Raw genomic sequence first — 24,757 nt, 5'->3', positions numbered from 1 at the left:
AGAAGGCCCCTGCTGTCGAAGGTTCGTGACAGTTTGTTCAGGTTGTGAGGAATTTCACCTCCCGGCGAAGCATCCAGACATGCCCTCCTCGCCCACCCACGCCACCGTTCCCATGCCCCAGCAAACAGACCTGCACGCCCGCTTCAATGCGCTGCTGCAGCAGCACCGCGGCATCGTGCTCAAGGTTGCGGCGAGCTATTGCCGGGATCCGGATGACCGCGTCGATCTTGCCCAGGACATCGCCACACACCTGTGGCGGGCCTTCCCCAGCTACGACCCGCGCCGCCGCTTTTCCACCTGGATATACCGCATCGCGTTGAACGTGGCGGTCATTGGCGGCGTGCTGCTGCAGGCCTGGTGCGTGGCATTGGCGATCTCGGCAACGGTGCAACTGCAACTGCTGACACAGTTCAATGTCGCAGGGCCGCTGCTGCGCACGCAACGCGCGCTCGCCAGGTTGCGGCGCTGGCGCACGCGCGTGGCGCCGTGGCTGGGCGTGGCGTTCTGGGTGCTGTGGGTCGCCGTGGCCGACGCGCTCTGGCGCGCCCTCACCGGCCAAACCCTGCCGACTGATTGGCTGGTGCTCAACCTGCTGGTCGGCGTGGCCGGCGGCATCGGCACCTGGCTCGGCTTTCGGCGACTACAACGCGCGCAACATTCCTGGCTGGAACGCATCGACCGCGCGCACGCCGGCACCGGCGTCATCCGCGCCGAACGCATGTTGGACGAGATCGCACGCTTCCAGCGCGACTAGCGAGCGACGGGCGGCCTGCACCACTCAACTGTGCAGCGCTCACGCGCCGTGACCTGCAGCCGTTGGGTGATCAAGCGACCTCGCGCACAGAACGCCTCGCCAGTACACCCACGTCATTGCGCAGTGGTGTTGCCAGCCGCTCCAGGCGGATAATCGCCCCCTCTCAGTGACAGAGCACACCATGCAATTTCTGGAATTCGACCTGGACGGCGAGTACATCGAGCTCAACCAGCTGCTCAAGCTGGCCGGCATCGCCGACAGCGGTGGCCAGGGCAAGGCGATCGTCGCCAGTGGCGCGGTCAGCGTCGATGGTGTGCAGGAGCTGCGCAAGACCGCAAAGATCCGGCCGGGCCAACTGGTGCAGTTGGACGATGTGGAGATCCGGGTGCTGGCGATGGATCCAGACGCGGACCCGGCGGAATGACAGTGGGCCGGTGAGCTGATGCACCATCGCGCGCTCGGCCGACGACCCGGAGCGCGATGTCTGCAGTGTTTCGATTGCGGCCGATTCGGCCACACCGCTCTGGTTCGAACAGTCGCTTCGTGGTGTTCACGCGGAGCGTGGCGGGGGCAGCATGCGTGCCTTGCATCCGCTGGAAGGCTGACGCGGCGATTGGCGTGCGGACGTGACCAAGGCCAGCTACGCCTGGGTCATCCCACTGCTGGAAGCGGTGCTGCGCAGTGGCCATGCGCCCACCGCGGTTAATGCGATCCCTGCACGTGTGAACGCGCCCGCCTGACTGCAGCGCGGCTGATGCAAGCCGGCCTGATCGCAGTCTGCGCGATTGCCGCACCGGCATTCCCGACGCATCGGATGCCGTCCTGTAACACCACGCAACGAACGCCGTTGCAAGGCGACGCAAAATGCTGACAGCGCAACGCTGCACGCGTTGCTTGCCGCTGCCACTTCACCGCCTCAAACGCTCCGCTGGGTCAGATGCGCTGCGATCGCCTGCTTGAACGGCGCCACCGCATTGGCCGCACGCAAGGCGCCACGTCGCAGCAAGCGGGCCGGCGCACGATCGTCGGTGTACAGCGCGGCCAGTGCATTGGTTGCTGCATATAGCGGGCGCGTCGCCAGACGATGCGCCCGCGCATATCCCTGCACGACCGCTGCGGCGCCGATATCGCCACCGCGCGCGGCCGCGGCCAGCACGCGCTCGGCCAGACGCGCCTGGCTTTGCAACCCGAAGTTGAAGCCGTGCGCGGTGACCGGGTGCATGCCCACCGCCGCATCGCCGATCAACGCCGCACGCTCACCGGAAAACTGCTGTGCATAGGTTGCGATCAACGGATACGCGTGGCGACTACCGTCCTGCTGCATCGGGCCGAGCCGGTGTTCGAAGGCGTCCGTCACCGCCGCGCCGAATGCGCGCGCGTCCATCGCCAGCAAGGCCTCGACCTGGCGTGGCGGCAAGGTCAGCACGGCGCCAGCGCGGTTGCCCTGCAGCGGCAGCAAGGCCAGCGTCTTGCCATAGCCAAACCACTCCCAGGCGGCATGGTGGTGCGGCACTGCATGGCGCATGCGGCACACCAGCATGGTCTTGCCGAAATCGCGCAGCTGCGCGCCGATGCCAAGCAACCGCCGCGTGCTGGAAAACCGGCTGTCGGCTGCAACCAGCAGCCGCGCCGACAGCCGCGCCCTATCGGCGAGCTCCACGCACACACGCGTGGGCATGTGCTGTAGCGCGCGCACGCGATGGCCACAGCGGATCTCCAGCCCCGGCTGCGTCTGCACGGCCTGCCAGGCAGCGCGGCGGATCAGATGATTGGGCACCAGCCAGCCCAGGTCGCCGGCGTGCCGCGCGGCGGATGCGAAGGTCAACGCAAACGGCGAATGGCCATCCATCACTCGCGCATCGCGCAGTGGCGAGATCGCATCGGGCGACACGTGCTGCCAGAGGCCACCTGTTTCCAGCAAGGCGCGCGATGCATGCGTCAGCGCGATCTCGCGTCCATCGAAGGCCGGATCGGCAAGGTGTTCGCGCGATTGCTGGTCGATCAACGTGACCGATAACCCGCTGCCGGCCAGCGTCCGTGCAAACGCCAAGCCAACCGGCCCGGCACCGATCACCGCGATATCCACCGTTTGCATGCCGTACTCCGCGTACTGCGAGGCGCACAGTCTACGAGTGGCCGTATCGCGCTGGCTTGATCAGGATCAACCCGCGCACCGTGCCGCAGGACGCGGCACGGCCATCGCGCGTTACCAGCCCAGCAGCGCGCGCACCAGCTTGACGATGCCCCAGAACGACACCACCCAGATCGCGCTGCGCAGGTACGGAATGCCCAGCGCATACACCGGCACATAGGCGACCCGCGCCCACAGATACAGCTGCACGCCCAGCGCGGTTTCGGCATTGGTGCGGCCGGCCACGGTGACCGCCAGCACTGCCGCGGCGAAGATCGCGAACGTCTCCAGAAAATTGCGGAACGCACGGTCCAGCCGTGCGGCCACGCCGGTCAGCGGCTTGGTCTCGCCATCGCGGGCGCTGGCGTTCCACTTGGTGCCGCGCTGGGCGGTCATGCTGGTCGATGCCGCCAGCAGCTGCACCAGGCCGAGCACCATGGCCCAGCCCAGCATCTGCAGTTCGATGCTCAGTTGCATGCGTTGCTCCGCTTAGAGGCCAGAATCACTTGGCCGACGCCCGCAGGCTGTAGCCGGCCAGGCGCCAGGTCTTGTCTTCGTCCAGGCGGAACGACACCAGCTCGCGTACCGGTTGCGGCGCCTTGGCAAACCGGGTCGGGAAACTGACGTTGATGTACAGACCTTCTGGCACCTGGGCCCCCGGGCCGTACTTCACCCGCGTCACCGCGCCCTGCCCGCGCCCGACCACCGGCCCGAGCTGGGTGCGCTGGCTGCCGATCTGGCCGACGAACTGCTCGCGCGTCACCGCCTTCTTGGCCACGCTGGAAGCGCCGTCCCACAACGGCCCGACCTGGGTGCCGTCCACCATCTGCGCCACCCGCAGCGCGGCCTGGGTCATTTCGGTGTTCTGCTTGGTCAGCTGCGCCTGCTGTGCGGCGGTGGGCGCGGTCGCAGCGGGTGCCGCGGCCGGTCGTGCAGTGGGCGCAGTGGCAGAGGGCGCTGCGGCCGGGCGTGCAGTCGGGGCCGGTTGTTGTGCGAAGACCACGGCAGGAGCCACGGCCAGCGCGGCGAGCAGACAGGAACGAAGCATGTGCAAGGACCTTGTACGGAACGTCGGGGAATGAGGGCGCCGTCACAGTGCGTGCGGCGGGAGCAGTCTAGGCCGGCACACGCACAAGGCAAGCGCCGGCGGGGTGTTGCCGTCAGACGTCGCCGGGGGGCACCGCAGCCACCGTGCGTGGGCGCCACAGCCGCCAGCTGATCCATAACGCGCGGGCCACTGCGGCAATGATCGCCACCAGGCTCAACCACACCGCCAGCGTGGCCGGCCACTGCACGCGGTTGGCGGCGGCGATGACGCGCAACAGCTCGGCAATGCCGAAGCCAGCCAGCACCAGCAGCCCGGAGGGCAGGTAGGCCAGCGCAATTCCTTTGGATTTCCCAAGCATGTTGCCCCCCGGCTCCGATCACATGCCTCGACGATAGGCAGCCGGCAGTGCGGTACGCGTGAAGCTCAGCCTTCGGCCTGATCAGCGGGCGGTGCCTGCCGAGGATCGGAGGCCGCCTCCTGCGCAGGTGCGGTCTCTGGCGTGGCATCGCGCGCGCTGGCGGGCGCTACATTGGCCGGCGCCGGTGCCGGTGCCGCGTCCGCCGGCGGCGTGGCGGCGGGCAGCGCGGCCGCGTCGGTTTCGGCCAGCGGGCTTTCTTCGGGGCAGGCGGCATCGGGGAAGCCGAAGCGCTGCTTCAGCGCCAGGCCGCAGGCGTTGACCGCATCCAGCTCGGCGCCCTCGCCCTTGCACTTCTGATCGAAGGCAACCAGAAATGCATCCTTGCGCCGCACGAAGGCGTCGCCGCACTTGCGCATCTGCCGGATCCGCTCCAGGTCGTCCTGCACCGCGTTGGTGCCGTCCAGGCCGTACTCGCGCAACTCGTCCATGGTGAGCAGGCGCAGGCTGCGATTGGGCACGGTCATCATCAGGTCGGCCACCGCCACCGCCACGCCGTTGCGCTCCAGGTAGTCCTTGACGTTGCCATAGACCTCGCGCAATTCGCGATTGAGCTCGGCGCGCGAGGTGGCCTTGGAGCTAATCCGCATCATGCGGTGAATGCCCACCTTGCCCGCCACCAGCCGGTTGTCGCCGGCCGCCAGCACGAACACGCAGGCGCTGTGGCAGATGGAGCCTTCGCGCACCCAGATGGTCCAATTGGATTCGCCGATCACATCGCCGGCGCGGATCGCCGCCTCGACCTGGCCACCGCTGGAATCCAGATCGAGGATGCGGTGCGGCAGGCGCAACTGCTCGGCCACCGTGGCCAGGCGCCACACCATGTCCGCAAAGCCGGCATTGATCTTGCCCACGTAGCGCACCCGCAGCAGGCCGGTCTCGCGGCAGGGCGCCAGGGCCGCTTCCACACTGGCGCGGTCCAGCGCCGGCAGCAGCGTGCCATCGCCGGCCTCACGGCTGTAATCGGTGGCGCAGCTGATCCAGGCCTGCCCCAGTTCCAGCGCAGCAGGCGGCCAGCCGGCCTCGCCGGGTTGCGCGTGCGGCCGCGGTGGCGGCGCCACCGGCTCGGGCGTATCCACCGACACCATGTGGTCGCCGTCGGCCGCCTGTGCGCCACTGCTCTGCTGCCCCACCTCGGCATCGGCGGAGGTCGCACCGTTGCGATCACAGGCGACCAGCGCAAGCGCGCACAACAGGGACAGGCAAAGCGATTTGAGCATCGGCGAGCAGGCAACGCGTGGCGGAAAGTCAGGCCAAGTCTATGGCTGAATGCGGCCAGCAGTTGAACCCTGCCATGAACACGGCGGCCCTTCCGCAACCATGTCCGAAAACGGCCAGCCGCATGCACAGGCAACGCATAGACTGGCGCCCATGCACACCGCCATGCCCGACCGGACCCACTGCGACCGCGCGCGACTGGCGCGCGATGCGCGCTTTGATGGGCTGTTTTTCACCGCGGTGCGCAGTACCGGCATCTACTGCCGGCCGGTGTGCCCGGCGCCGCCGCCCAAACCGTCCAATATCAGCTACTACCCCACCGCTGCGGCGGCCACCGCGGCTGGTTATCGCCCGTGCCTGCGCTGCCGGCCGGAGCTGTCACCGCAGGCGCAGCAGCACCTGGGTGAAGAGAGCGTGCAACGGGCACTGGCGATGCTGGCCGAGGGCGTGCTGCAGGAGCAGCCGGTGCAGGCCCTGGCAGATGCGGTGGGCGTGAGCGCGCGGCAGTTGCAGCGCCAGTTCGTACAGCAACTCGGTGCCACCCCGCTGCAGGTGCATGGCACGCGCCGGCTGCTGCTGGCCAAGCAGCTGCTCACCGAAACCGCCCTGCCGGTCACCGAAGTGGCACTGGCCGCCGGCTTCAATAGCCTGCGGCGTTTCAATGCGGCATTCCTGCAAGGCTGCGGCATGCCGCCGTCGGCGCTGCGCAAGCAACGCAGCGACGTGCCCGGCGGCGACCTGTGTCTGCGGCTGGGCTATCGCCCGCCATTGGATTTGTCGGCGATGCTCGCGTTCCTGCAGCGCCGCGCCATTCCCGGCATCGAGCAAGTGGATGCCGATGGATACCGGCGCGTGATCGGCGCGCCTGGCCAGGCCACGTTGATCCATGTCAGCGCTGCACCAACGCGCGACGAACTGCTGCTAAGGATCGGCGCCACCGACCCGCGCCAGATCCCGCAGCTCGTGCGACGCGTGCGCCGGATCTTCGACCTGGATGCAGACCTGCAGGCCGTGCATGCCACGCTCGCGCAGGACCCGCTGCTGGAACAGGCCATCACCCGCCGCCCGGGCTTGCGGGTGCCCGGTGGCTGGGACGGGTTCGAAGTCGCGGTGCGCGCCGTGTTGGGGCAGCAGATCAGCGTGGCCGGCGCGGCCACCCTGGCGGCGCGGTTGGTGGACCGGCATGGCGGCCATCTCCCCGACATGCCACCCGGGCTGGATCGCAGTTTCCCCACGCCGGCCGTACTGGCCGACGCGCCGCTGGAACACCTCGGCCTGCCGCGCGCACGTGCCGCCACATTGCGTGCGCTTGCCCTGGCCTGCGCCGATGGCCGCCTGCATTTCGGTGCAGGGCAACGCCTGAGCGACTTCGTCGCGGCATGCACCGCCCTGCCCGGCATCGGCCCATGGACCGCGCACTACATCGCGATGCGCGCCCTGTCGCATCCCGATGCGTTTCCGGCAGGAGATCTGATCCTGCAACAGGTGCTCGGTGCCCCCGAGCGCCTGAGCGAACGTGCCACCGAAGCGCGCTCGCAGGCATGGCGGCCCTGGCGCGCCTACGCCGTGCTGCACCTGTGGCATCTTGCCGTCGACCGAAAGGACACCCGCTCATGAGCACGCTGCACTACGACACCTTTCCCTCGCCGATTGGTGCGCTGACCGTGGCGGCCGACACCACCGGCGTGCGCCACATCCTGTTCGCGCAGAACCGCCACGATGCCCCCGGGCGCGCACTCTGGCAGCACGGACCCGACGCCCCGCTGGTGCAGGCCGCACGCGAGCAGCTGCTGGATTATCTGTATGGCGGGCGGCGCAGCTTCGACCTGCCACTGGCCCCGGCCGGCACGCCGTTCCAGTTGCAGGTCTGGCAGACGCTGGCCCGCATTCCGTTCGGTGAAACCTGGAGTTACGCGCAACTGGCGCAGGCAGTGGGCCGGCCGGCTGCCAGCCGGGCGGTGGGCGCCGCCAACGGCCGCAACCCGCTGCCGATCGTGCTGCCCTGCCACCGCGTCATCGGTGCCAGTGGCGCACTGACCGGCTTCGGTGGCGGGCTGCCGACCAAACAGGCCTTGCTGCAACTGGAAGGCTGGTCGCCACGGTCTGTGCGCCGGGTGGCAGCCGTGGTCGGCGAGGATCTGTTCGCCCGCTGAGCTGGGCGAATGCCGCCGCCGTTCGCTTATGCCCTGTGGGTGTGCACGTGGTCGCGATCTGCGCGCGCGCATTGCGAGACACGCGCGCAACGTAGATCGCCTCATCAGGCCTTGGCTAGCGCCGCGGACCGCCTCCGCCAATGCCGTCGCGCGCACCGCGCTGGTGACCAGCCGCATGGACAATGCCAAAAGGTAAGTGGCCTGCAGGAGCCTGAAACCCTGCGTGCCGAAGCCAGCGGTGCTGGCAACGATGGTCCGTTGCAGTGCTGGCAACGATTCGGCGGCCGCACACCGCGCGCCCCAGTGTTGTCCGCAATTTTTGGTGCACAGCGCAGGCTCACGGATCACGCTTGCGCGGCTACCGCCCGAGTCGGCCACCAAGCGCGCAGCATCTTCGACAACGCCAGTGCACCGATGACTTCGACACGTCACCGCGGCCACGTAAACTGACGCGATGATCGACCGACGTCTTCTGTTCGCCGCCGCCGTTGCAGTGCTCACTGCCTGCACCGCTCCACGCCCCGCACCGCCGGCCACTGCCGCGCAAGCCGCCACAGCGGCCGCGCCGCACACGCTGCTGCTGATCTCCATCGATGGCCTGCGCGCGGACATGCTCGACCGCGGCATCACTCCGACCCTGGCGGAGCTCGCACGCGACGGCGTGCGGGCGCAGTGGATGACGCCCTCGTATCCCTCGCTCACCTTCCCCAACCATTACACGCTGGTCACCGGCCTGCGCCCGGATCACCACGGCATCGTGCACAACAGCATGCGCGACCCGGCCCTGGGCGGCTTCTGGCTGAGCAAGCAGGACGCAGTGAGCGATGCACGTTGGTGGGGCGGCGAGCCGCTGTGGGTGGGCGCGGAGAACGCCGGCCTGCATGCGGCCACCTGGTCGTGGCCGGGCAGCGAGGCGGCGATCCAGGGCGTGCGCCCCACGCAGTGGCGGCATTACGAAGAAGGCGTCAGCCTGGAAGCGCGGGTGGACACCGTGTGCGGCTGGCTCGCCTCCTCGGGCACACAGCACAACACGCTGGTGACGCTGTATTTCGAACACGTGGACGAAACCGGCCACGATCACGGGCCGGAGTCGCAGGAATACGCCAACAGCGTGCGCGCCGTGGATGCGGCGATCGGCCGCCTGCTGGCCGGCATGCAGCGCGACGGCACCCGCGCGCGCACCAACATCATCGTGGTCTCCGACCATGGCATGGCCGAGGTGCCACCCGGGCACGCGCTCAGCGTGGAAGCCTTGGCGCCACCCACCCTCGCCACGGCCACCACCGACGGCCAGGTGATCGGTTTCGAGCCGCTGCCTGGTCAAACGGCACGCGCGGAAGCGCAGTTGCTCGGTGCGCACGCGCAGTACGACTGCTGGCGCAAGGGCGAATTGCCGGCGCGCTGGCACTACGGCAGCCACCCGCGCGTCGCCCCGATCGTGTGCCAGATGCACGAAGGCTGGGACGCGCTGTTCCCGGCCAAGCTGGCCAAGCGCCCGCGGGAGGGCATGCGCGGCTCGCACGGGTTCGACCCGGCGCTGCCGTCGATGCGTGCGGTGTTCCTGGCGCAGGGCCCGGACATCGCGCGCGGCAAGCAGCTGCCAGGCTTCGACAATGTCGACGTCTACCCGTTGATGACCCGCCTGCTCGGCATCCCGGCCGCGCCCAATGACGGCAACCCGCAGCGCCTGCTGCCGGCGCTGCGCACGCCACCGCCCGGCACCCCTTGAGCCATCGCTGCGGCCCGCGCGCGCCGCAGCGGTGCGACAATAGGGTGATGTCTGCTCCCGATCCTTCCCCCCGGCGGCTGCGGCCGCTGTTGTCCAGCGAAGGCTGGCGTCGTCGTGTCGCTCTGTGGGGCGGCGCCATTGCGGTCGCGCTGGTGGCCATCGTGTTCGCCAAGGCCAGCGACGCGGCCTTCCACCTGTTCCAGCGCATCACTGCCCACTCCATCTGGTGGGCGCTGCTGCTCACCCCGGGCATCTTCGCGCTGCTGGCCTGGCTCACCTCCGGCGCGTTGCGGCCCACCCGTGGCAGCGGCATCCCGCAGGTGATTGCGGCGCTGGAACACCCGGACCCGGCCTTTCGCGAAACCAATCTCTCGCTGCGCGTGTCGATGGGCAAACTGGCACTCACCACCTTGTCGCTGCTGGGTGGTGCGTCGGTGGGCCGCGAAGGCCCCACGGTGCATGTGGGCGCCAGCCTGATGCATGTGTTCGGGCGCTGGTTCGGCTTCCGCGAGCCACGTGAGCTGTCGCACTTCCTGCTGGCCGGCGGCGCCGCCGGCATCGCTGCTGCGTTCAACACGCCGCTGGCCGGGGTGGTGTTTGCGATCGAGGAATTGAGCGGGCGCTTCGAGCACCGTTTCTCCGGCACCTTGCTCACTGCGGTGATCGTGGGCGGCGTGGTGTCGCTGGGCCTGCTCGGCAACTACACCTATTTCGGCAAGGTGGCCGTGGCCTTGCCGCTGGGCAAGGCGTGGCTGGCGATCCTGTTGTGCGGCAGCGTGGCCGGGCTGCTCGGTGGCCTGTTCGCACGCATGGTGCTGGCCAGTGTGTCCGGCCGGCCGCGCTGGCTGGCGGCATTGCGGCAACGGCACCCGGTGCTGCTGGCCGCGCTGTGCGGGGTCGCGCTGGTGGGTCTGGCGCTGGTGTTCGGCCAAGGTGCGTTCGGCACCGGCTACGAGCAGGCGCGCAGCCTGGTGCAAGGGCACGCGGTGGTCGGCCATGAGTTCGGGCTGATGAAGCTGGTAGCCAATCTGGTGTCGTACGTGGCCGGCATCCCGGGCGGACTGTTTTCGCCCGCGTTGGCGGTAGGCGCCGGGCTGGGGCACAACCTGTCGGTGTTGATGCCCAGCGTGGACCCGCGCACCTTCGTGCTGCTGGGCATGTGCGCCTATCTCACCGGCGTGACCCAGGCCCCGCTGACCTCGGCGGTGATCTCGCTGGAACTCACCGACACCAGCCAGATGCTGCTGCCGATCCTGGCCACGGTGCTGCTAGCACGCGCGGTCTCCGGGCTGGTCTGCAAGACGCCGATCTATCGCGGCCTGGCCGAACAGTTGCTGGTGCCGGCCGCAGGCACGCCTGCGCCGCCGACCACGGCTACACCCCCAACATCGCCGCCGAGCGCGCACTGATCGGCGCCGGTGCGAAGCAGCCTGGCAGGCTGCGGCGCATTCGACCCACGGGCACTGCCGCAGAAGACGACAGTTGCCCATCGGCGGCAGACGCTCTGCTGCTGCGCGCACCCAAACAACAGGCATAAAAAAAACGCGGCGCAAGCGCCGCGTTTCTGGTTGCGAAGCGGGCTGGGATCAGCCGGCCTTGGCAACGCTCTTCTTGGCCACGGCCTTCTTGGCCGGCGCCTTGACTACACCCTTCTTGGCAACCGGGGCAGCTGCACCCACGACAACCTTGCTCACCGCGTGCGAACGCGAATTGCCGTAGCTGGAATTGTAGCGCTTGCCCTTGGCGGTCTTGCGGTCACCCTTACCCATTTCGTCGACTCCTGAATGTGAATACAAATCCCCGCGCTGGCACGGGGTCTGGCGAGGTTTACGCCGGCGGCGCCCTCGCGCAAGGCCGGCAAGCCTATCACGTCGCTCTCAGTGCGCGCAGCTTGCGTCGTGGACGTGGCCATGACCGTGGTTCAGACGCAGGTTGACCAGATGCGCAATTCCCACCAGCGCGCCGCCCAGGGTCATCACTACCGCGTGCGGCACCACCGAGTGGTGCAACGGGTCATACAGCAGGCCCAGCCACAACAATCCCAGGCCCGGCAGCAGCAAGGCCAGGGCGTGCAGCGCCTTGTGGCGGCGGTATCCCAGCACCAGGCTGAACAGCCCGAGCAGGGTCACGAACACCACGATGGCCAGCTCCACCCCGTCGCCGAGCCAGAACGACAAGCCGAGCGAGGGCGCCAGGGCCAGCACCAGCGGCAGCACTGCGCAGTGCACTGCACACAGCAATGAGCCGGTGGCACCGAAGCGATCGAGCAGATGGCGAAGCGTTGGCAGGGGCATGACTTTCAGCAGGGGCTCGCGGCGACGTGGAATAATATAACATCTTCCTCGTTCCAGCCCCGCACCAGTCCATCACGCAGGTGCGTTGTGTGCCGTCGGCGCAGCAGGCAAGCTGCGCCATTCCATTGATACAAAGTAACAACCATAGAGTCCGGTCAGCCATGTCGCCCAGCCTTTCTTCCCCGCTCCGCCGCTCCACCCTCACGCTGGCCCTGGCCAGTGTGCTGATGCCCGCCCTGGCCATGGCCGACGACACCCCGGTGCCTGCCGACCCGCAAACCCCGCCCAGTTCCGATACCCGGCATGACGCGACGCCGTCCAGCGGTCGCCATATCAAGGACCTGGACAAGGTGGTGGTCACCGCCAGCCCGCTGCGCGATGCCGCCGGCGAGCTGAGCCGCCCGGTCGAAGTGCTGGCCGGCGAGCGTCTGGACGAAGTGCGCGCCTCCAGCCTGGGCGAGACGGTGGCCAGCCTGCCCGGCGTGCAGAGCTCCAACTTCGGCCCCGGTGTGGGCCGGCCGATTATCCGCGGCCTGGATGGCCCACGCGTGGCGGTGCTGCGCGATGGCCTCTCCACGCAGGACGTCTCCACCGTCAGCCAGGACCACTCGCCGGCGATCGAGCCGTTCCTGGCCAACCAGATCGAAGTGCTCAAGGGGCCCTCCACCCTGCTGTACGGCTCTGGTGCGATCGGCGGCGTGGTCAACGTGGTCGACGGCCGCATTGCCGAGACGCCGGTGGACGGCTTCAGCGGGCGCGCCGAAGTGCGCTTCGACGGCGGCGACAAGGACGGCAACACCGACATGTTCCGCGTCGATGCCGGTAACGGCAGCGGGCTGTCGATCCACGCCGACGGCGTGTACCGCAACCAGAACGACTACGACACCCCGCAAGGGCGCCAGGCCAATTCGTTCCTGGACTCCAAGGTGGGCTCGATCGGTGCCTCGCTGGCGGGCGACTGGGGCTTTGTCGGCCTGTCTGCCTCGCGCTTCCGCGACAACTACGGCAATCCGGGCGAGCCGGGCGATCTGTCGATCGGCGAGCGCGGCGTTTCGCTGAAACTGCAGCAGGACCGCTACGACCTCAAGGGCGGGCTGACCGATCCGTGGGGCGATGGCAGCGCGCTGCGTTACAGCTTCGGCCATACCGACTACGCGCACACCGAATTCGAAGGCGCCGAAGTCGGCACCGTGTTCACCAAGCGCGCCAACGAAGGCCGTGTGGAAGCGTCCTTCACCTTCGGCGGTGGCTGGCAGACTGCGTTCGGCCTGCAGGGCAGCGACACCACCTTCCAGGCGGTGGGCGAAGAATCCTTCGTGCCCAAGACCGATACCCGTTCGCTCGGCCTGTTCGGCGTGGCCCGCAACAGCTGGGACCGCGTGACCGCCGAGTTGGGCGCGCGCGTGGACAAGGTGAAGTACACCACCGACATCGGCGTGGACCGCGACTTCACCCCGACCAGCTTCTCGGCCAGCGCCGGCTTCCGCTTCAACGAGCAGTGGCGCCTCACCGCCAACCTCGACCATGCCGAACGCGCGCCGGCCGAGGAAGAACTGTTCGCCAACGGGCCGCATATCGCCACGCTGGCCTTCGAAATCGGCGACGCCGATCTCAAGACCGAAAAGGCCAACCAGGCCGAGCTGGGTCTGAATTTCCAGAACGACTGGGTGGATGCCAAGATCGCGGCGTACTACAACCGCTACAACGACTTCGTCTATATCGTCGATACCGGCGGTCAGTGGTTCAACGAAGAAGACAACGACTTCCTGCCGATCCGCCAGTGGACGCAGGCCGACGCCATCTTCCACGGCTTCGAAGGCGAAGCCACCTTCCACCTGGCCAACAACGACACCGGCGCATGGGACCTGCGCGTGTTCGGCGACACCGTGCAGGCGCGCCTGAAGGATGGCGGCAACCTGCCGCGCATCGCACCGGGCCGCGTGGGCGCGGAAATGCGCTGGAACGCCGATGCATGGCGCGCGTCGCTGGGCGCGATCCGCACCATGAAGCAGGACAAGGTGGCGGTGAACGAAACCGCCACCGACGGCTACACCATGGTGGACGCGCATCTGGCCTACCACGTGGATCGCGGCGCCAACGCGTGGGAAGTGTTCCTGGATGGCAACAACCTCACCAACCAGGATGCGCGCGTGCACACCTCCTTCCTCAAGGACGACGTGATGTTGCCCGGCCGCAACGCCTCCTTCGGCGTGCGCCTGTTCTTCTGACGGCGCTCTCTCTCCCGCCGTCACAAGCGAGGCCGCCTTCGGGCGGCCTCTTCTTTTTTGAAGAGTGCATTCGCGTTGCGCCATTCCAATTGGTAGCGGTGGCGCACCGGCCGAGCGCACCACGTCGCTCGCCAGACTGCGGGCGCAAAGACCGATGCACCGCTCCGCCGACAGCTTGCAGAACAGTGCTCTGCAGCAGCGTGGCATTCCTGGACCGATGCTGCGATCGATCACCGCATGATGCAGGCAGCCGCTCACCCGCCGCCGGAGTCAGGTGGCGCGCAAACGATCGTCCTCAGGCACGCCAGTTGCGACTAGGTGCATATGCACCCAAAATGCGGCAACCGCGTGGAGACACCGCATGTTCAGCCTCTCCCACTGCACCTGCTTCCAGCTGCGCCGCGCGGCGCGCCGGGTCTCGCAGTTGTATGACCACGCGCTGGCGCCGGTCGGGCTAAGCCTCAATGAGTACTCGATCCTGCGCCGGCTGGAGGTGGCCCAGTCGCTGGGTACATTGGCCAGCACGCTGGGCATGGACCGCACCACCCTCACCCGCAACCTCAAACCGCTGCTGGCAGCCGGCTGGATTACGACCCAGCGCGGCGAGGATGCCCGGCAAAAATGGGTGCGCCTGAGCCGCAGCGGTCGTGGACTGCTGGTGCGCGCACGCCCGCATTGGCATGCGGCGCAGGTGCAGCTGGAGACGCTGTTCGGCGCAGCCCCCACCGCCCAGCTGCATGCAATGCTGGAACGTCTGGATGTTGTGCTGGAGACACACGCATGAGCACGTCTGCGGCGCCACGCGCGCGTGCGCACTGGGGTTTGCTGGTCACCGCCTCGGCGATGCTGATGCTGACCATGGGCGCGCGCCAGACCACCGGATTGTTCGTGGAACCGATCCATCGCCAGACCGGCATCGGGATCGCATCGATCAGTTTTGCGCTGGCGATCGGGCAATTGGTCTGGGGCGCGGTGCAACCGGTGTTCGGTGCGATCGCCGATCAGCGCGGGCCGCTCCCGGTGCTGATGTTCGGCGGCGTGCTGTTGGCAGCGGGATTGGGCCTGGCGCCGTGGTGGACCAGCGAATGGGGCTTGATCGTGTCGCTTGGCGTGCTGGCGGCAGCCGGTGCCGGCGCGGGCAGTTTTTCGGTGCTGATCGGCGCCACCGCGCACCGCATCGCGCCGGAACGGCGCTCGTTCGCGGCCGGCCTGATCAACGCGGGCGGCTCGCTTGGCCAGTTCGTGTTTGCCCCGCTGGTCCAGCTCACGATCGGCGCGGCCGGCTGGGCCAAGGCGATGACCGGGCTGGCACTGGTGTCGCTGCTGACCCTTCCGCTGGCCTGGCCGCTGCGGCGCGTGCCATCTGCAACCGGTGCGCACACGGCCGCGGTTGCCGGGGAGATCAGCTTGCGTGCGCAGTTGCAGCTGGCGCTGCGCGATCGCAGCTATTGGTGCCTGCATCTGGGCTTTTTCACCTGCGGCGTGCACATCGCCTTCCTGGTCACGCACCTCCCTGGCGAGGTGGCGCTGTGTGGTTTGCCGGCCGGCGTGTCGGCGGTGTCGATCGCGTTGATCGGCCTGTTCAACGTAGCCGGCAGCCTCACGATCGGCAAGCTGGGCGAGCGCGTCCGCATGAAGTGGTTGCTCACCGCGATGTATGCCAGCCGCGCGGTGATGATCGGCCTGTACCTGATTGCGCCGCCTACACCGCTGACGTTCTATCTGTTCGCCGCGGGATTGGGATTCACCTGGCTGGCCACGGTGCCGCCTACGGCCGGCTTGATCGGCAAGCTGTTTGGCCCGCGCTATCTGGGCACCTTGTTCGGACTGATGCTGCTGTCGCACCAGCTCGGCGGCTTCTTCGGCGCGTGGCTGGGCGGCCTGGCGCTGGAACACTCCGGCAACTACCTGTGGATGTGGTACGGCGACATCGTGCTGGCCGTTGCAGCGGCGTTGGCGAACCTGCCGATTCGTGAAGCAGTGCCCGTGCGCCACGTTGCGGTGGCGTAAGGCGGGCGGTGGCAGTGGCAAAGCGGTGGCTGGCGCCGTCTAGGCAAGACGCCGGATGCGACGCCTATCGAAGCGATGGCTTACATCGCTGATTGCTCCAGGCACGCCTCACTCCGCCGCATGCCCGCGTGGCTTGACCTTGCCGCGGAACACGTAAAAGCCATAGCTGCTGTAGGCCAGCGTGCACGGCACCAGCACCGCGAACGCCAACAGCATCACGCCCTGGCTTGCCGGGGGCGATGCCGCCTGTGCGAGGGTGATGTCTGGCGGCAGCACCATCGGATACACGATGGCCAGCACACCGGCGTATGTGGCCACGACCACGCCCAGCACCGCAAACAAGGGCAGGAATGCGTGGCGGCTGCGCATCAGCAGATACATCGCCACCATCAGGCCGAGCACCGATGTACCCAGCGGCACGCTGATGTGCGCATCGCCCAGCCGCTGCGCGTAGATCGGCGTCAGCCGTGCAAGCCAGACCACGCCCAGCGTGAGCAGCGCGACCAATACGATGCCCAGCACACGCGCTTGGTGCCGTGCACGCTGTTGCAGCTGCCCCTCGCTACGCCACACCAGCCAACACGCCCCCAGCAGCAGGTAGCCCACCATCAAGGCGACGCCGCAGAACAGCGGGAACGGCTGCAGCCATTCCCGGCCGTTGCCGGCGTATTGCCCGGCACGGTGCGCAACGCCAGCCAGATACGTGCCCGCCACCACGCCCTGGCAAAAGGTGGCCAGCAGCGATGCCAGCAGGAACACCACATCCAGCACGCGGCGGCGCCGATCAGAGCCCAGCTGGTCGCGGTATTCGAGTGCGACGCCGCGACAGATCAGCGCCAATAGCATGACAACCAGCGGCACATAGGTGGCATTGAGAAAAATGGCGTATGCGCTGGGAAACATCGCCAACAGGCTACCGCCGCCCAGCACCAGCCAGGTTTCGTTGCCGTCCCACACCGGCAGGATCGAATAGGCCATCAGGTGCCGATCCGCATCGCTGCGATTGGCCGCGAACAACATGCCCACGCCCAGATCGGTGCCATCCAGCACCACATAGGTGACCACGGTGAAGGCCAGCGCGGCGGCCGACAGGTGTTGCATGAGTTCAACGGAGAGATGCACAAAAACGCTCCACGAAATGCATCAGTTGCCGGTCTGATCGGCCAGGCCCGGCGATGGCCCGCGTTCGCGCGCGTGCGGCGGCCGACGCAGCACGCGCAGCAACAGGAACAGGCCGAGCCCGAAGACCAGCGGGTACAGCACCAGGATCGCCACGCTGGAGCTGGCAACCATCGGCAGCGACAGTGGCGAGGTGCTGTGCGCGGTGCGCAGTAGCCCGTACACGGTGAACGGTTGCCGGCCGACCTCGGTCACCACCCAGCCGCACAGCATGGCCAGCATGCCCGATGGCGCCATGACCACCACCCGTTGCAACCAGCGCGCCTCGTATAGGCGCCAGCGCGCGCGCAGCACCAGGCTGAGCATGCCCACCGCAATCAGCAACAGGCCCAGCCCGACCATGGCCCGGAAGGCGAAGAACACAATGGGCACCGGTGGCAGATCGCTGCGGGGAAATTCGCGCAGACCGGCAATGGTGCCGGTCCAGTTGTGACGCAAGTACAGCGAGCCCAGGTGCGGGATGGCCAGCTCATGGCGATTGCGCTGCGCCTGCAGATCGGGAATGCCGAACAGCCGCAGCGGTTCGCCCTCGCCTGCCGGCGGCCGCTGCCAACTGCCTTCGATCGCGGCGAGTTTTTGCGGTTGATGTTCCAGCGTATTGCGCCCATGCAGGTCGCCGGCCAGCAACTGCAGGGGCGCGACAATGGCGATCACCCACAGGCCCATCGAAAACATCAGCCGCGCGCCCGGATTGTGGGTATCGCGCAACACATGCCATGCGCCCACCGCCGCGATGATCGCTGCAGTGGCCAGGAACGCAGCCAGGCTCATATGCAGCATGCGCCAGGGAAATGATGGGTTGAAGATAATGCGCAGCCAGTCCACCGGCACGAAGTTGCCGTCGACAGCGCGTGCGAATCCGGCCGGCGTGTGCAACCACGAGTTGGCGGACAGGATCCAGAACGCGCTCACCAACGAGCCCAGTGCCACCATGCAGGTGGCAAACAAATGCACACGGCGGCCGACTTTTTTCATGCCGAACAACATGATGCCCAGGAACCCGGCCTCCAGGAAAAACGCCACCAGCACTTCGAAGAACATCAACGGGCCGATCACTGCACCGGCCGCGCCGGACAGGCGCCCCCAGTGCAAGCCGAACACGAACTCCATCGGGATACCGGTCACCACGCCAGCGGCAGTGGTGAGTGCAAAGAGCTTCAACCAGTAGTTGTACACGTCCATGTACACACGCCTTCGCGTGCGCAGCCACAGCGCTTCGAGCACCATCAGGAAGTTCGCCAACCCCATGGTGAAGGCGGCCAGCACGATATGCATGCCGATGGTGAAGGCGAACTGGCCGCGCACCAATAGCAAGGCGTGTTCGGAAGCCTGCATGGCGCGCCTGGCTCAGCTTTCGCTGGGCTTGCCGCTGAAGGCGGAGATCGGCTTGTCGACCTGCTTGTCCAGGCCGGCGGCGAATGCTTTCAGGCCATCGAGCACTGGCGTGATCGCATTCCACACCGCCTCGTCCTGCAGCAGCCGATATGCACCGCGCAGGCCGGGCGCCTCGCCCTGGGCTGCGGTCTGCGCGCGGCTGCGCGCGATCTGGTCCAGCGCGTCCTTGCCGGCAAACACCACCTTGTAGAACTGGCTGGGCGGAATGCGCGACACCGCCATCGCCAGGATCGACACGTTCTGCAGGGCATTGAGCGGCCCTGGCTGGTTGATGCCATCGACCAGCACCTTGGCCAGTTTGTCCTGCGCGCCGACCAGGTCGTTGGCCAGGCGCAGTATCCCGCGCCGGTGCAGGGTCTCGAGCAGGCGGTCGAGTTCTTCGCGCGCGGTGGGCCCGGTCGGTGTGGGTTTGACGTCGTAGTCCAGGGGTTCGGCCATCAGAATCTCTCCGGGTGCGGTGCGCGGGCCGGCGGCGCGACATAATCTTCGCGTGCCCATTTCTGCTGTACCGGCACGCCATCGTTGGGCGTGCGCTGCCCGTGGCGAAAGTTATGCGCAGGCAGCGGCGGTCTGCCGGTGCGGCCCAGCGGCTCCATGCGCACTGCCAACTCTTTGTAAGCCGGTGTGCTGACGTCGGGGTCGTGATGCTCGCCGGTGAGCAGATTGATGCCGGGCTTGCCCTGGTGGATGGGCAGGAACAGCGTGTTGCCGGCAACGCGATCGGTGATCACCACCGGTACCTCCAGCGAACCACGCCGCGAACTGAGCTTGACCCAATCGCCTTCCTGCAGGCCGCGCTCGGCCGCCAGCTGCGGGCTGACTTCGACAAACCATTCCGGTGCCAGCGACCACAGCCGCGGCCCGCGGCCGGTCTGATTCATGCCCTGGAACTGTTCGAGCATGCGGCCGTTGTCCAGCATCAGATCGAATTGCGCATCGGCCTGCTCACCCGGGCGCTTCCATTGCAGCGGATGCAGGCGTGCCTTGCCGTCGTCGGTGTGGAAGCGCTCGGTGTAGAGCAGCGGCGTATCGCGGCCATCGTCCTGCATCGGCCAGAGCAGAGAGCGCCAGCCTTCCAGCCGCTGGTAGTTCACGCCCTTGAACAGCGTGGCAATGCGGGCCACCTCGTCCATGATCTGGCTGGGATGGGTGTAGCCCCAATCGTGGCCCATGCGTGCGGCGAGTTCAGTGAGGATCTGCCAATCCGGCCGGCTCTGGCCGAGCGGTGGAAACACCTGGTGGAAGCGTTGAATACGGCGTTCGGTGTTGACGAAGGTGCCGTCCTTTTCGACGCTGGGGCACGCCGGCAACACCACATCCGCAAATTCGGCGGTACGGCTGAAGAACAGGTCCTGCACCACCATGAAGTCCAGCTTGGAAAAGCCGCGGTGCACATTGCGCGCGTCGGCATCGGAAAACGCGGTTTCTTCGCCGATCACGTACATGGCGCGGATCTGGCCCTTGTCGGCCTGCTGCACCATCATGAAGTTGTCCGAGCCCACCTCCAGCGACAACTGCTCGGCCGGTACGTGCCAGGCCTGCGCCCACTTGTTGCGCACGGCCGGATCAGAAACGCTTTCATAGCCGGGGTACATGTTCTTCAGGCAGCCGAAGTCGCTGGCGCCTTGCACATTGTTGTGGCCGCGCATCGGGTAGCCACCGGTGCCGGGGCGGCCGTAATTGCCGGTAACCAACAACAGGTTGGAGAGCGCGGTGCTGGTATCGGCACCGTGCGTGTGCTGGGTGATGCCCATGGCCCAGACGATGCAGACCGAGCCCGCGCGGCCGATCATCTCGCCCGCCTCCACCAACTGTTCGCGGCTCAGGCCGGTGATCTGCGCCGCGTAGTCCAGCGTGAACGGCTCCAGCGACTGGCGGTATTCGTCCACCTGATTGACGCGCTGTGCAAGGAACTGCGTATCCGCGTAGCCGTTGTCGAACATGTAGCGCGACAGCGCCGACGCCCACACGATATCGGTGCTGGGCACAGGACGCAGGAACAGGTCCGCGCGCTCGGCCATCTCGTGCTTGCGCGGGTCTACTACGATGAGCTTCTGCCCGTGCAGCTTGCGCGCCGCCTTGAGCTTGGAGGCGATCACCGGATGGTTCTCGGCCAGGTTGCTGCCGACGATCACCACCAGTTCGGCCTGCTGCAGATCGGCGATGGTGCCGGCGTCGCCGCCGTAGCCGACGGTGCGGAACAGGCCCTCGGTGGCCGGGTTCTGGCAATAGCGCGAGGAGTTGTCGACGCTGTTGGTGCCGATGATCAGGCGCGCGATTTTCTGGGTGAGGTAGGCCTCTTCGTTGCTGGCCTTGCTGGAGCCGATGAAGCCGATGCTCTGCGCGCCGTGGAGGTCGCGGATCTCCAGCAGCCGGCGCGCCACCAGTGCCAAGGCCTCGTCCCAACTTGCCTCGCGGAAGCGACCGTGCTCGCGGATTAACGGCGTGGTGAGCCGCTTGGGGTCGTTGACGAAATCCCACGCGAACTTGCCTTTGACGCAGGTGGAAATGCCGTTGGCGGGTGCATCCACCACCGGTTGCACCTTGAGCAGGTGGCGGTCGCGCGTCCACATCTCGAACGAGCACCCCACCCCGCAATAGGTGCACACGGTCTTGGTGCGTTTGATCTCCGGCTGCCGCCAGTGCATGTCCAGCACCGACACACCGGTGATCGGCGGTGCGCCGATGGTGTTTTCCAGCGTCTTGACCATGTCGATCATCGGCCGCTTCAACTCCTGCGGCAACGCGGTCAGCGGCCCGGCATCCGGCTGCATGGTCTTTTCCAGCAAGGCATTGCACGGGCACACCGTCACACAGTGGCCGCAACTGACGCAGCTGGACTCGTTGATGGGCTTGCCGCCGTCCCACAGCACGCGCGGGTGCTCCATCGAAAAATCGATGGACAAGGTCTCGTTGACCTCGACCTTCTGGCAGGCTTCCACGCAACGGCCGCACAGGATGCATTGGTCTGGATCGTAGGTGTAGAACGGATTGCTGTGATCCTTTTCGTACGGCTTGCGCTGGAAGGCGTAACGCTGGATCGGCATCTTCATGTCGGCGAACGTGTTGTGCAGCGTGCAATCGCCGGTGTTGTGCTCGCATAGCGTGCAGTAGAGCTCGTGCTTGGCCAGCACGCGGTCCATGCCTTCGTGGCGCGCGGCATGCGCGCGCTCGACCGTACTGGACACTTCCAGCCCATCGTGGCTGCGCAGCGTGCAGCCGCGCACCAATTCGCCGCCCACTTCGACCCAACACACATCGCAGGTCTGCGGTGCGCCCAGCGCGGGGTGATAACAGATGTGGGACAGGTCGATGCCGTGCCCACTCAGAAACTCGATCAGCGGAATATCCGCCTGGCCGTGCAGCGTCTTGCCGTCGTAGACCACGGTGCAGTGACTGCCGTGTTGCATCAGGTGCCCTTGTATGCGGCAGACAGCGCCGTGTTGGCACGCCATACCTGCCGGGGGGTGGCAGGTCGCGCAACACTGCGCGCCTGTGCGACAGCAATGCCGCACGCCTCACGCTAAGCACGGGCTTGCAAAACACGTGTGAATGCATTGCACACGCTGCGTTGATCTTTTGATGCCAACGCGTGCGGGATTGGCGTGCATCGACACGCTTGACGCGGCGCACAACAGCTTTTGCCGGCGACTCCGTTAGAACAGCAACGCAGCATGCGTTGGCATGTTGCAGGCGCCAGTTCCGTCATGTGCGGCTGGTCACCTTTCAGGCGGCATGCCGGCCCCCGCCGCACTGCCTGCCTCTTTGCTGCCACCCAGGAGAGCACCCATGACCTCATCCATGCCCCGCTACGCACTGTCGCTTACGATCGGCGCGCTGCTTGCACCGCTCGCACACGCGCAAACCGCATCCCCGGACGCAGGCAAGCAAGACGCCACCACGCTGGACGCGGTGATTGTCAGCGGCACGGCCCGCTTCAAGGGCCTGGCCAAGCGCGATGCGAGTTTTTCGATCACCACCGCCAGTCCCGAACAGATTCAGCAAGCGGTGCCGCAGAGCACGGCTGATCTGTTGAAGATCGTGCCGGGCGTGTGGGCCGAGCCCAGCGGTGGCGGCACCGGTGCGAACATCTTCGTGCGCGGCATGCCCTCCGAAGGCGACGCGCCGTTCGTGACCATGCAGCTGGATGGCTCGCCCCTGTTCCCGCCGCCGACCCTGTCGTTCCTGGAAAACTCCACGCTCTTTCGTGTCGATGACACGGTCGAGCGGATGGAGGTGCTGCGCGGCGGCTCCAGCCCGATCTTCTCCAACGGCCAGCCCGGCCTTACCGTCAATTTCATTCAGAAAAAAGGCCAGGACGAACCCGAAGGCAGCGTGCGCCTGACCGGCGGCAACAATGCGCTGCGTCGCATCGATGTGTTCAACAGCGGGCCGATGGGCAACGGCTGGTACTACAGCATCGGCGGTTTCTTCCGTGAGACCGATGGCGTGCGCGACCCGCAGTTTTCTGCCGACAAGGGTGGCCAGTTCAGTGCCACCTTGAGCAAGCGCTGGGACAGCGGCGAGTTGTCGTTCTATGCACGCCACACCGATGATAACAACGCCTTCTACACCGCCATTCCGCTGCTCTCGCGCAACAACGGTAACGACTTGTCCAGCTTCCCCGGTTTGAACGCGCAGACCGGCACCCTGCTCGGCCGCGACTTCCGCAATGTGGATCTGCTGGTGGGCCCGAACGGCGAAACCATCCAGCGCGATCTGGCCGACGGGCGCGGCGTCAACATCGATGTATTCGGTGGCGAATTGAACTGGGATGTGGGCGGCTGGACTGTTGCTGATCGCTTCAACGTGATGGCGGGCACCGCGCCCACCTATGCCCTGTTCACCGGCGATGCACCGCAGCGGCTGGGCGACTTCATTGCCGGCTACGGCACCACCGGCAGTGGCAGATTCACCAACGGCGGCGGCGCGGTCGACCCCAACCAACAAGTGCTGGAAGCCGGCTGGTGGTCGGTGGACAAACGTTTGAACTCCTTCACCAACGATCTGCGCCTGAGCCGCGAGCTGTTCGCCGGCAACACGCTCACCGTGGGCGCGTACTACGCCAAGTATTCCTCCGCAGACACCTGGTACCTGGGCAACACCATGTTGCTCACCGCGCAGAACAACGCGCGCCGCATCGATGTGGACCTGGCAGACGGGCGCCAGGCCACGCGTCAAGGATTTACCAGCACCGCGTTCCTCAATCTGCGCGCCAACTACGACGGCGAGAACATCGCCGCCTTTGTCGCCGACGAATGGGAACTCAGCGAGCGCCTGCGCCTGGACCTGGGTGCACGCTACGAGCGCCAGAGCGTCACCGGCGATGTGCACGACACCGCCACGGTGGACCTGGATGGCAACCCAGCCACCGTGTACGACAATGCCACCTCGCTGGCGTTGGCCAGCACCCGCCGCATCGACCAGGACGATGAAGCCTTCTCGTGGACGGCCGGCCTGAACTTCAGACTCAACGACAACAACAGCCTGTTCGCGCGCGCCAACTCCGGGGTCAAGTTTCCCGGCTTCGACAATCTGCGCGATGGCCAGACCCGCGTGCAGGACGTGGACCAGTACGAGCTCGGACTGAAGTCCGGCGCCAGCAATTACGACCTGTATCTCACCGCGTTCTACAACACGTTCAAGAATTCACCGTTCCAGGCGTTTCTGGCCAATGGCGAGAATTTCACAGCGGTGGGCGACTCGCGCGCACGCGGCCTTGAAGTGGAAGGCGCCATCCGCCCGTTCGGCGGCTTCGAGCTGGCGGGCACCGGCGTGTGGCTGGATGCGAAATACCGCAACTACCGCGAATTTACCGGCAACCAGGTGATGCGTCAGCCCAAGCGCCAGTTCCGCGTGACGCCCAGCTATTACTGGATGCTGCCGTTCGGCGACCTCAAGGTGTTCGCCACCTATTCCTACATCGGTGATCGCTTCGCAGACCTGGCCAATCGCCAGCGCCTGCCGTCCTACGACATGGTGGACATCGGCGCCAACCTGCACGTGGGCGACCACTGGGAAGTCACGGCCAGCGGCAGCAATGTGACCGACACCCTGGGCTTGACCGAAGGCAATGTGCGTGTGCCGGGCGCTGCGAGCGGCGGCGTGTTCATGGGCCGCCCGATTGCCGGGCGCCAGTACCAGATGTCGGTGGCGTATCGCTGGTAGGCACCAGAAGGGCGTCTCACGCGCGGCAGCTCAAG

21 protein-coding genes and 1 pseudogene are annotated in these 24,757 nt (G+C 66.9%); 11 read left to right on the top strand and 11 right to left on the bottom strand.

The window, feature by feature from the left end; translation table 11 throughout:
- The first annotated feature begins 79 nt into the window (after positions 1–79).
- The 3 genes and pseudogenes from ACD584_RS05730 (at position 80) to ACD584_RS05720 (ending at position 1,494) form a co-directional block, all read left to right on the top strand.
- The gene (locus ACD584_RS05730) at positions 80–754 is read left to right on the top strand and encodes an RNA polymerase sigma factor (RefSeq protein WP_372357276.1); all 675 of its coding nucleotides are present in this window, start codon (positions 80–82) and stop codon (positions 752–754) included.
- A gap of 181 nt (positions 755–935) precedes the next feature.
- Positions 936–1,178, top strand: a complete 243-nt coding sequence (locus ACD584_RS05725) for an RNA-binding S4 domain-containing protein (RefSeq protein WP_076037828.1) — start codon at positions 936–938, stop codon at positions 1,176–1,178.
- A gap of 25 nt (positions 1,179–1,203) precedes the next feature.
- Positions 1,204–1,494 (top strand): annotated as a pseudogene (locus ACD584_RS05720) (hypothetical protein).
- Between the two features lie 176 nt (positions 1,495–1,670).
- Here ACD584_RS05720 and ubiM read toward each other — a convergent pair.
- From ubiM to ACD584_RS05695, 5 genes are all read right to left on the bottom strand, one after another.
- Entirely contained in the window at positions 1,671–2,849 is a 1,179-nt protein-coding gene (gene ubiM, locus ACD584_RS05715; protein WP_076036701.1) for a 5-demethoxyubiquinol-8 5-hydroxylase UbiM, read from the bottom strand.
- A gap of 111 nt (positions 2,850–2,960) precedes the next feature.
- Positions 2,961–3,362: an MAPEG family protein gene (locus tag ACD584_RS05710; protein ID WP_011037778.1), complete on the bottom strand. Its 402-nt coding sequence runs from the start codon at positions 3,360–3,362 to the stop codon at positions 2,961–2,963.
- Positions 3,363–3,387: 25 nt separating this feature from the next.
- Positions 3,388–3,933, bottom strand: a complete 546-nt coding sequence (locus ACD584_RS05705; RefSeq protein WP_076036700.1) for a DUF4019 domain-containing protein — start codon at positions 3,931–3,933, stop codon at positions 3,388–3,390.
- A gap of 112 nt (positions 3,934–4,045) precedes the next feature.
- Positions 4,046–4,291, bottom strand: coding sequence for a hypothetical protein (locus ACD584_RS05700; RefSeq protein ID WP_014508334.1), 246 nt, complete (start codon positions 4,289–4,291; stop codon positions 4,046–4,048).
- A 65-nt stretch (positions 4,292–4,356) separates the two neighbouring features.
- Positions 4,357–5,568, bottom strand: coding sequence for a hypothetical protein (locus tag ACD584_RS05695; protein WP_116923729.1), 1,212 nt, complete (start codon positions 5,566–5,568; stop codon positions 4,357–4,359).
- A 151-nt stretch (positions 5,569–5,719) separates the two neighbouring features.
- Between ACD584_RS05695 and ACD584_RS05690 the strand changes: the two genes are divergently transcribed.
- From ACD584_RS05690 to ACD584_RS05675, 4 genes are all read left to right on the top strand, one after another.
- The gene (locus ACD584_RS05690) at positions 5,720–7,183 is read left to right on the top strand and encodes an AlkA N-terminal domain-containing protein (protein ID WP_076037827.1); all 1,464 of its coding nucleotides are present in this window, start codon (positions 5,720–5,722) and stop codon (positions 7,181–7,183) included.
- Positions 7,180–7,719 (top strand): methylated-DNA--[protein]-cysteine S-methyltransferase, encoded by a 540-nt coding sequence (locus ACD584_RS05685; protein WP_076036698.1) that lies wholly within the window; start codon positions 7,180–7,182, stop codon positions 7,717–7,719. The genes ACD584_RS05690 and ACD584_RS05685 overlap by 4 nt, the downstream gene beginning before the upstream one ends.
- A gap of 454 nt (positions 7,720–8,173) precedes the next feature.
- Positions 8,174–9,448: an alkaline phosphatase family protein gene (locus tag ACD584_RS05680; protein WP_076036697.1), complete on the top strand. Its 1,275-nt coding sequence runs from the start codon at positions 8,174–8,176 to the stop codon at positions 9,446–9,448.
- Between the two features lie 47 nt (positions 9,449–9,495).
- A complete protein-coding gene (locus tag ACD584_RS05675) occupies positions 9,496–10,857 on the top strand; it encodes a chloride channel protein (protein ID WP_076036696.1) in 1,362 nt (453 codons plus the stop codon).
- A gap of 177 nt (positions 10,858–11,034) precedes the next feature.
- Here the strand turns inward: ACD584_RS05675 and ACD584_RS05670 are convergent, their stop codons facing one another.
- Both ACD584_RS05670 and ACD584_RS05665 read right to left on the bottom strand, forming a co-directional pair.
- Positions 11,035–11,217 carry a 30S ribosomal protein THX gene (locus ACD584_RS05670; protein ID WP_011037786.1) on the bottom strand — a complete coding sequence of 61 codons (183 nt, stop codon included), beginning with the start codon at positions 11,215–11,217 and terminating at the stop codon, positions 11,035–11,037.
- 108 nt (positions 11,218–11,325) lie between these two features.
- A complete protein-coding gene (locus tag ACD584_RS05665) occupies positions 11,326–11,742 on the bottom strand; it encodes a MerC domain-containing protein (RefSeq protein WP_011037787.1) in 417 nt (138 codons plus the stop codon).
- A 161-nt stretch (positions 11,743–11,903) separates the two neighbouring features.
- On the opposite strand from ACD584_RS05665, the gene ACD584_RS05660 reads away from it, so the two are divergent.
- The 3 genes from ACD584_RS05660 to ACD584_RS05650 all read left to right on the top strand — a co-directional run bounded on the left by ACD584_RS05660 (position 11,904) and on the right by ACD584_RS05650 (position 15,980).
- The gene (locus ACD584_RS05660) at positions 11,904–13,970 is read left to right on the top strand and encodes a TonB-dependent receptor (RefSeq protein ID WP_076036695.1); all 2,067 of its coding nucleotides are present in this window, start codon (positions 11,904–11,906) and stop codon (positions 13,968–13,970) included.
- A gap of 361 nt (positions 13,971–14,331) precedes the next feature.
- A complete protein-coding gene (locus tag ACD584_RS05655; protein WP_076036694.1) occupies positions 14,332–14,754 on the top strand; it encodes a MarR family winged helix-turn-helix transcriptional regulator in 423 nt (140 codons plus the stop codon).
- Entirely contained in the window at positions 14,751–15,980 is a 1,230-nt protein-coding gene (locus tag ACD584_RS05650; protein ID WP_076036693.1) for an MFS transporter, read from the top strand. Before ACD584_RS05655 ends, ACD584_RS05650 begins: the two co-directional genes overlap by 4 nt.
- 108 nt (positions 15,981–16,088) lie before the next feature.
- Here the strand turns inward: ACD584_RS05650 and cydB are convergent, their stop codons facing one another.
- From cydB to fdhF, 4 genes are read right to left on the bottom strand one after another with little or no spacing between them, the layout of a single operon-like run.
- The gene (gene cydB, locus ACD584_RS05645) at positions 16,089–17,081 is read right to left on the bottom strand and encodes a cytochrome d ubiquinol oxidase subunit II (protein ID WP_070690510.1); all 993 of its coding nucleotides are present in this window, start codon (positions 17,079–17,081) and stop codon (positions 16,089–16,091) included.
- A gap of 42 nt (positions 17,082–17,123) precedes the next feature.
- On the bottom strand, positions 17,124–18,494 hold the full coding sequence (locus ACD584_RS05640; protein ID WP_076036692.1) for a cytochrome ubiquinol oxidase subunit I: 1,371 nt from the start codon (positions 18,492–18,494) through the stop codon (positions 17,124–17,126).
- 12 nt (positions 18,495–18,506) lie between these two features.
- A complete protein-coding gene (locus ACD584_RS05635; RefSeq protein ID WP_076036691.1) occupies positions 18,507–18,992 on the bottom strand; it encodes a DUF1641 domain-containing protein in 486 nt (161 codons plus the stop codon).
- Positions 18,992–21,964, bottom strand: coding sequence for a formate dehydrogenase subunit alpha (gene fdhF / locus ACD584_RS05630; RefSeq protein ID WP_076036690.1), 2,973 nt, complete (start codon positions 21,962–21,964; stop codon positions 18,992–18,994). Before fdhF ends, ACD584_RS05635 begins: the two co-directional genes overlap by 1 nt.
- Positions 21,965–22,343: 379 nt before the next feature.
- On the opposite strand from fdhF, the gene ACD584_RS05625 reads away from it, so the two are divergent.
- Entirely contained in the window at positions 22,344–24,722 is a 2,379-nt protein-coding gene (locus tag ACD584_RS05625) for a TonB-dependent receptor (RefSeq protein ID WP_076036689.1), read from the top strand.
- Positions 24,723–24,757 lie beyond the last annotated feature (35 nt).

The sequence above is a fragment of the Xanthomonas sp. NCPPB 2922 genome (assembly GCF_041520885.1).
In the GTDB taxonomy this organism is placed as follows: domain Bacteria; phylum Pseudomonadota; class Gammaproteobacteria; order Xanthomonadales; family Xanthomonadaceae; genus Xanthomonas; species Xanthomonas campestris.
This window is presented reverse-complemented; position numbering and strand designations above follow the sequence as displayed.

Excerpts from the sequence above, each read along its gene's own strand:
- ACD584_RS05670 (WP_011037786.1), bottom strand. The coding sequence starts at position 11,217 with ATGGGTAAGGGTGACCGCAAGACCGCCAAGGGCAAGCGCTACAATTCC.
- ACD584_RS05675 (WP_076036696.1), top strand. The coding sequence starts at position 9,496 with ATGTCTGCTCCCGATCCTTCCCCCCGGCGGCTGCGGCCGCTGTTGTCC.
- ACD584_RS05680 (WP_076036697.1), top strand. The coding sequence starts at position 8,174 with ATGATCGACCGACGTCTTCTGTTCGCCGCCGCCGTTGCAGTGCTCACT.
- ACD584_RS05695 (WP_116923729.1), bottom strand. The coding sequence starts at position 5,568 with ATGCTCAAATCGCTTTGCCTGTCCCTGTTGTGCGCGCTTGCGCTGGTC.
- ACD584_RS05625 (WP_076036689.1), top strand. The coding sequence starts at position 22,344 with ATGACCTCATCCATGCCCCGCTACGCACTGTCGCTTACGATCGGCGCG.
- ACD584_RS05705 (WP_076036700.1), bottom strand. The coding sequence starts at position 3,933 with ATGCTTCGTTCCTGTCTGCTCGCCGCGCTGGCCGTGGCTCCTGCCGTG.
- ACD584_RS05685 (WP_076036698.1), top strand. The coding sequence starts at position 7,180 with ATGAGCACGCTGCACTACGACACCTTTCCCTCGCCGATTGGTGCGCTG.
- ACD584_RS05640 (WP_076036692.1), bottom strand. The coding sequence starts at position 18,494 with ATGCAGGCTTCCGAACACGCCTTGCTATTGGTGCGCGGCCAGTTCGCC.
- ACD584_RS05660 (WP_076036695.1), top strand. The coding sequence starts at position 11,904 with ATGTCGCCCAGCCTTTCTTCCCCGCTCCGCCGCTCCACCCTCACGCTG.
- ACD584_RS05710 (WP_011037778.1), bottom strand. The coding sequence starts at position 3,362 with ATGCAACTGAGCATCGAACTGCAGATGCTGGGCTGGGCCATGGTGCTC.
- ubiM (WP_076036701.1), bottom strand. The coding sequence starts at position 2,849 with ATGCAAACGGTGGATATCGCGGTGATCGGTGCCGGGCCGGTTGGCTTG.
- ACD584_RS05690 (WP_076037827.1), top strand. The coding sequence starts at position 5,720 with ATGCACACCGCCATGCCCGACCGGACCCACTGCGACCGCGCGCGACTG.
- ACD584_RS05730 (WP_372357276.1), top strand. The coding sequence starts at position 80 with ATGCCCTCCTCGCCCACCCACGCCACCGTTCCCATGCCCCAGCAAACA.
- ACD584_RS05650 (WP_076036693.1), top strand. The coding sequence starts at position 14,751 with ATGAGCACGTCTGCGGCGCCACGCGCGCGTGCGCACTGGGGTTTGCTG.
- ACD584_RS05655 (WP_076036694.1), top strand. The coding sequence starts at position 14,332 with ATGTTCAGCCTCTCCCACTGCACCTGCTTCCAGCTGCGCCGCGCGGCG.
- ACD584_RS05635 (WP_076036691.1), bottom strand. The coding sequence starts at position 18,992 with ATGGCCGAACCCCTGGACTACGACGTCAAACCCACACCGACCGGGCCC.
- ACD584_RS05725 (WP_076037828.1), top strand. The coding sequence starts at position 936 with ATGCAATTTCTGGAATTCGACCTGGACGGCGAGTACATCGAGCTCAAC.
- ACD584_RS05700 (WP_014508334.1), bottom strand. The coding sequence starts at position 4,291 with ATGCTTGGGAAATCCAAAGGAATTGCGCTGGCCTACCTGCCCTCCGGG.
- cydB (WP_070690510.1), bottom strand. The coding sequence starts at position 17,081 with ATGCAACACCTGTCGGCCGCCGCGCTGGCCTTCACCGTGGTCACCTAT.
- fdhF (WP_076036690.1), bottom strand. The coding sequence starts at position 21,964 with ATGCAACACGGCAGTCACTGCACCGTGGTCTACGACGGCAAGACGCTG.
- ACD584_RS05665 (WP_011037787.1), bottom strand. The coding sequence starts at position 11,742 with ATGCCCCTGCCAACGCTTCGCCATCTGCTCGATCGCTTCGGTGCCACC.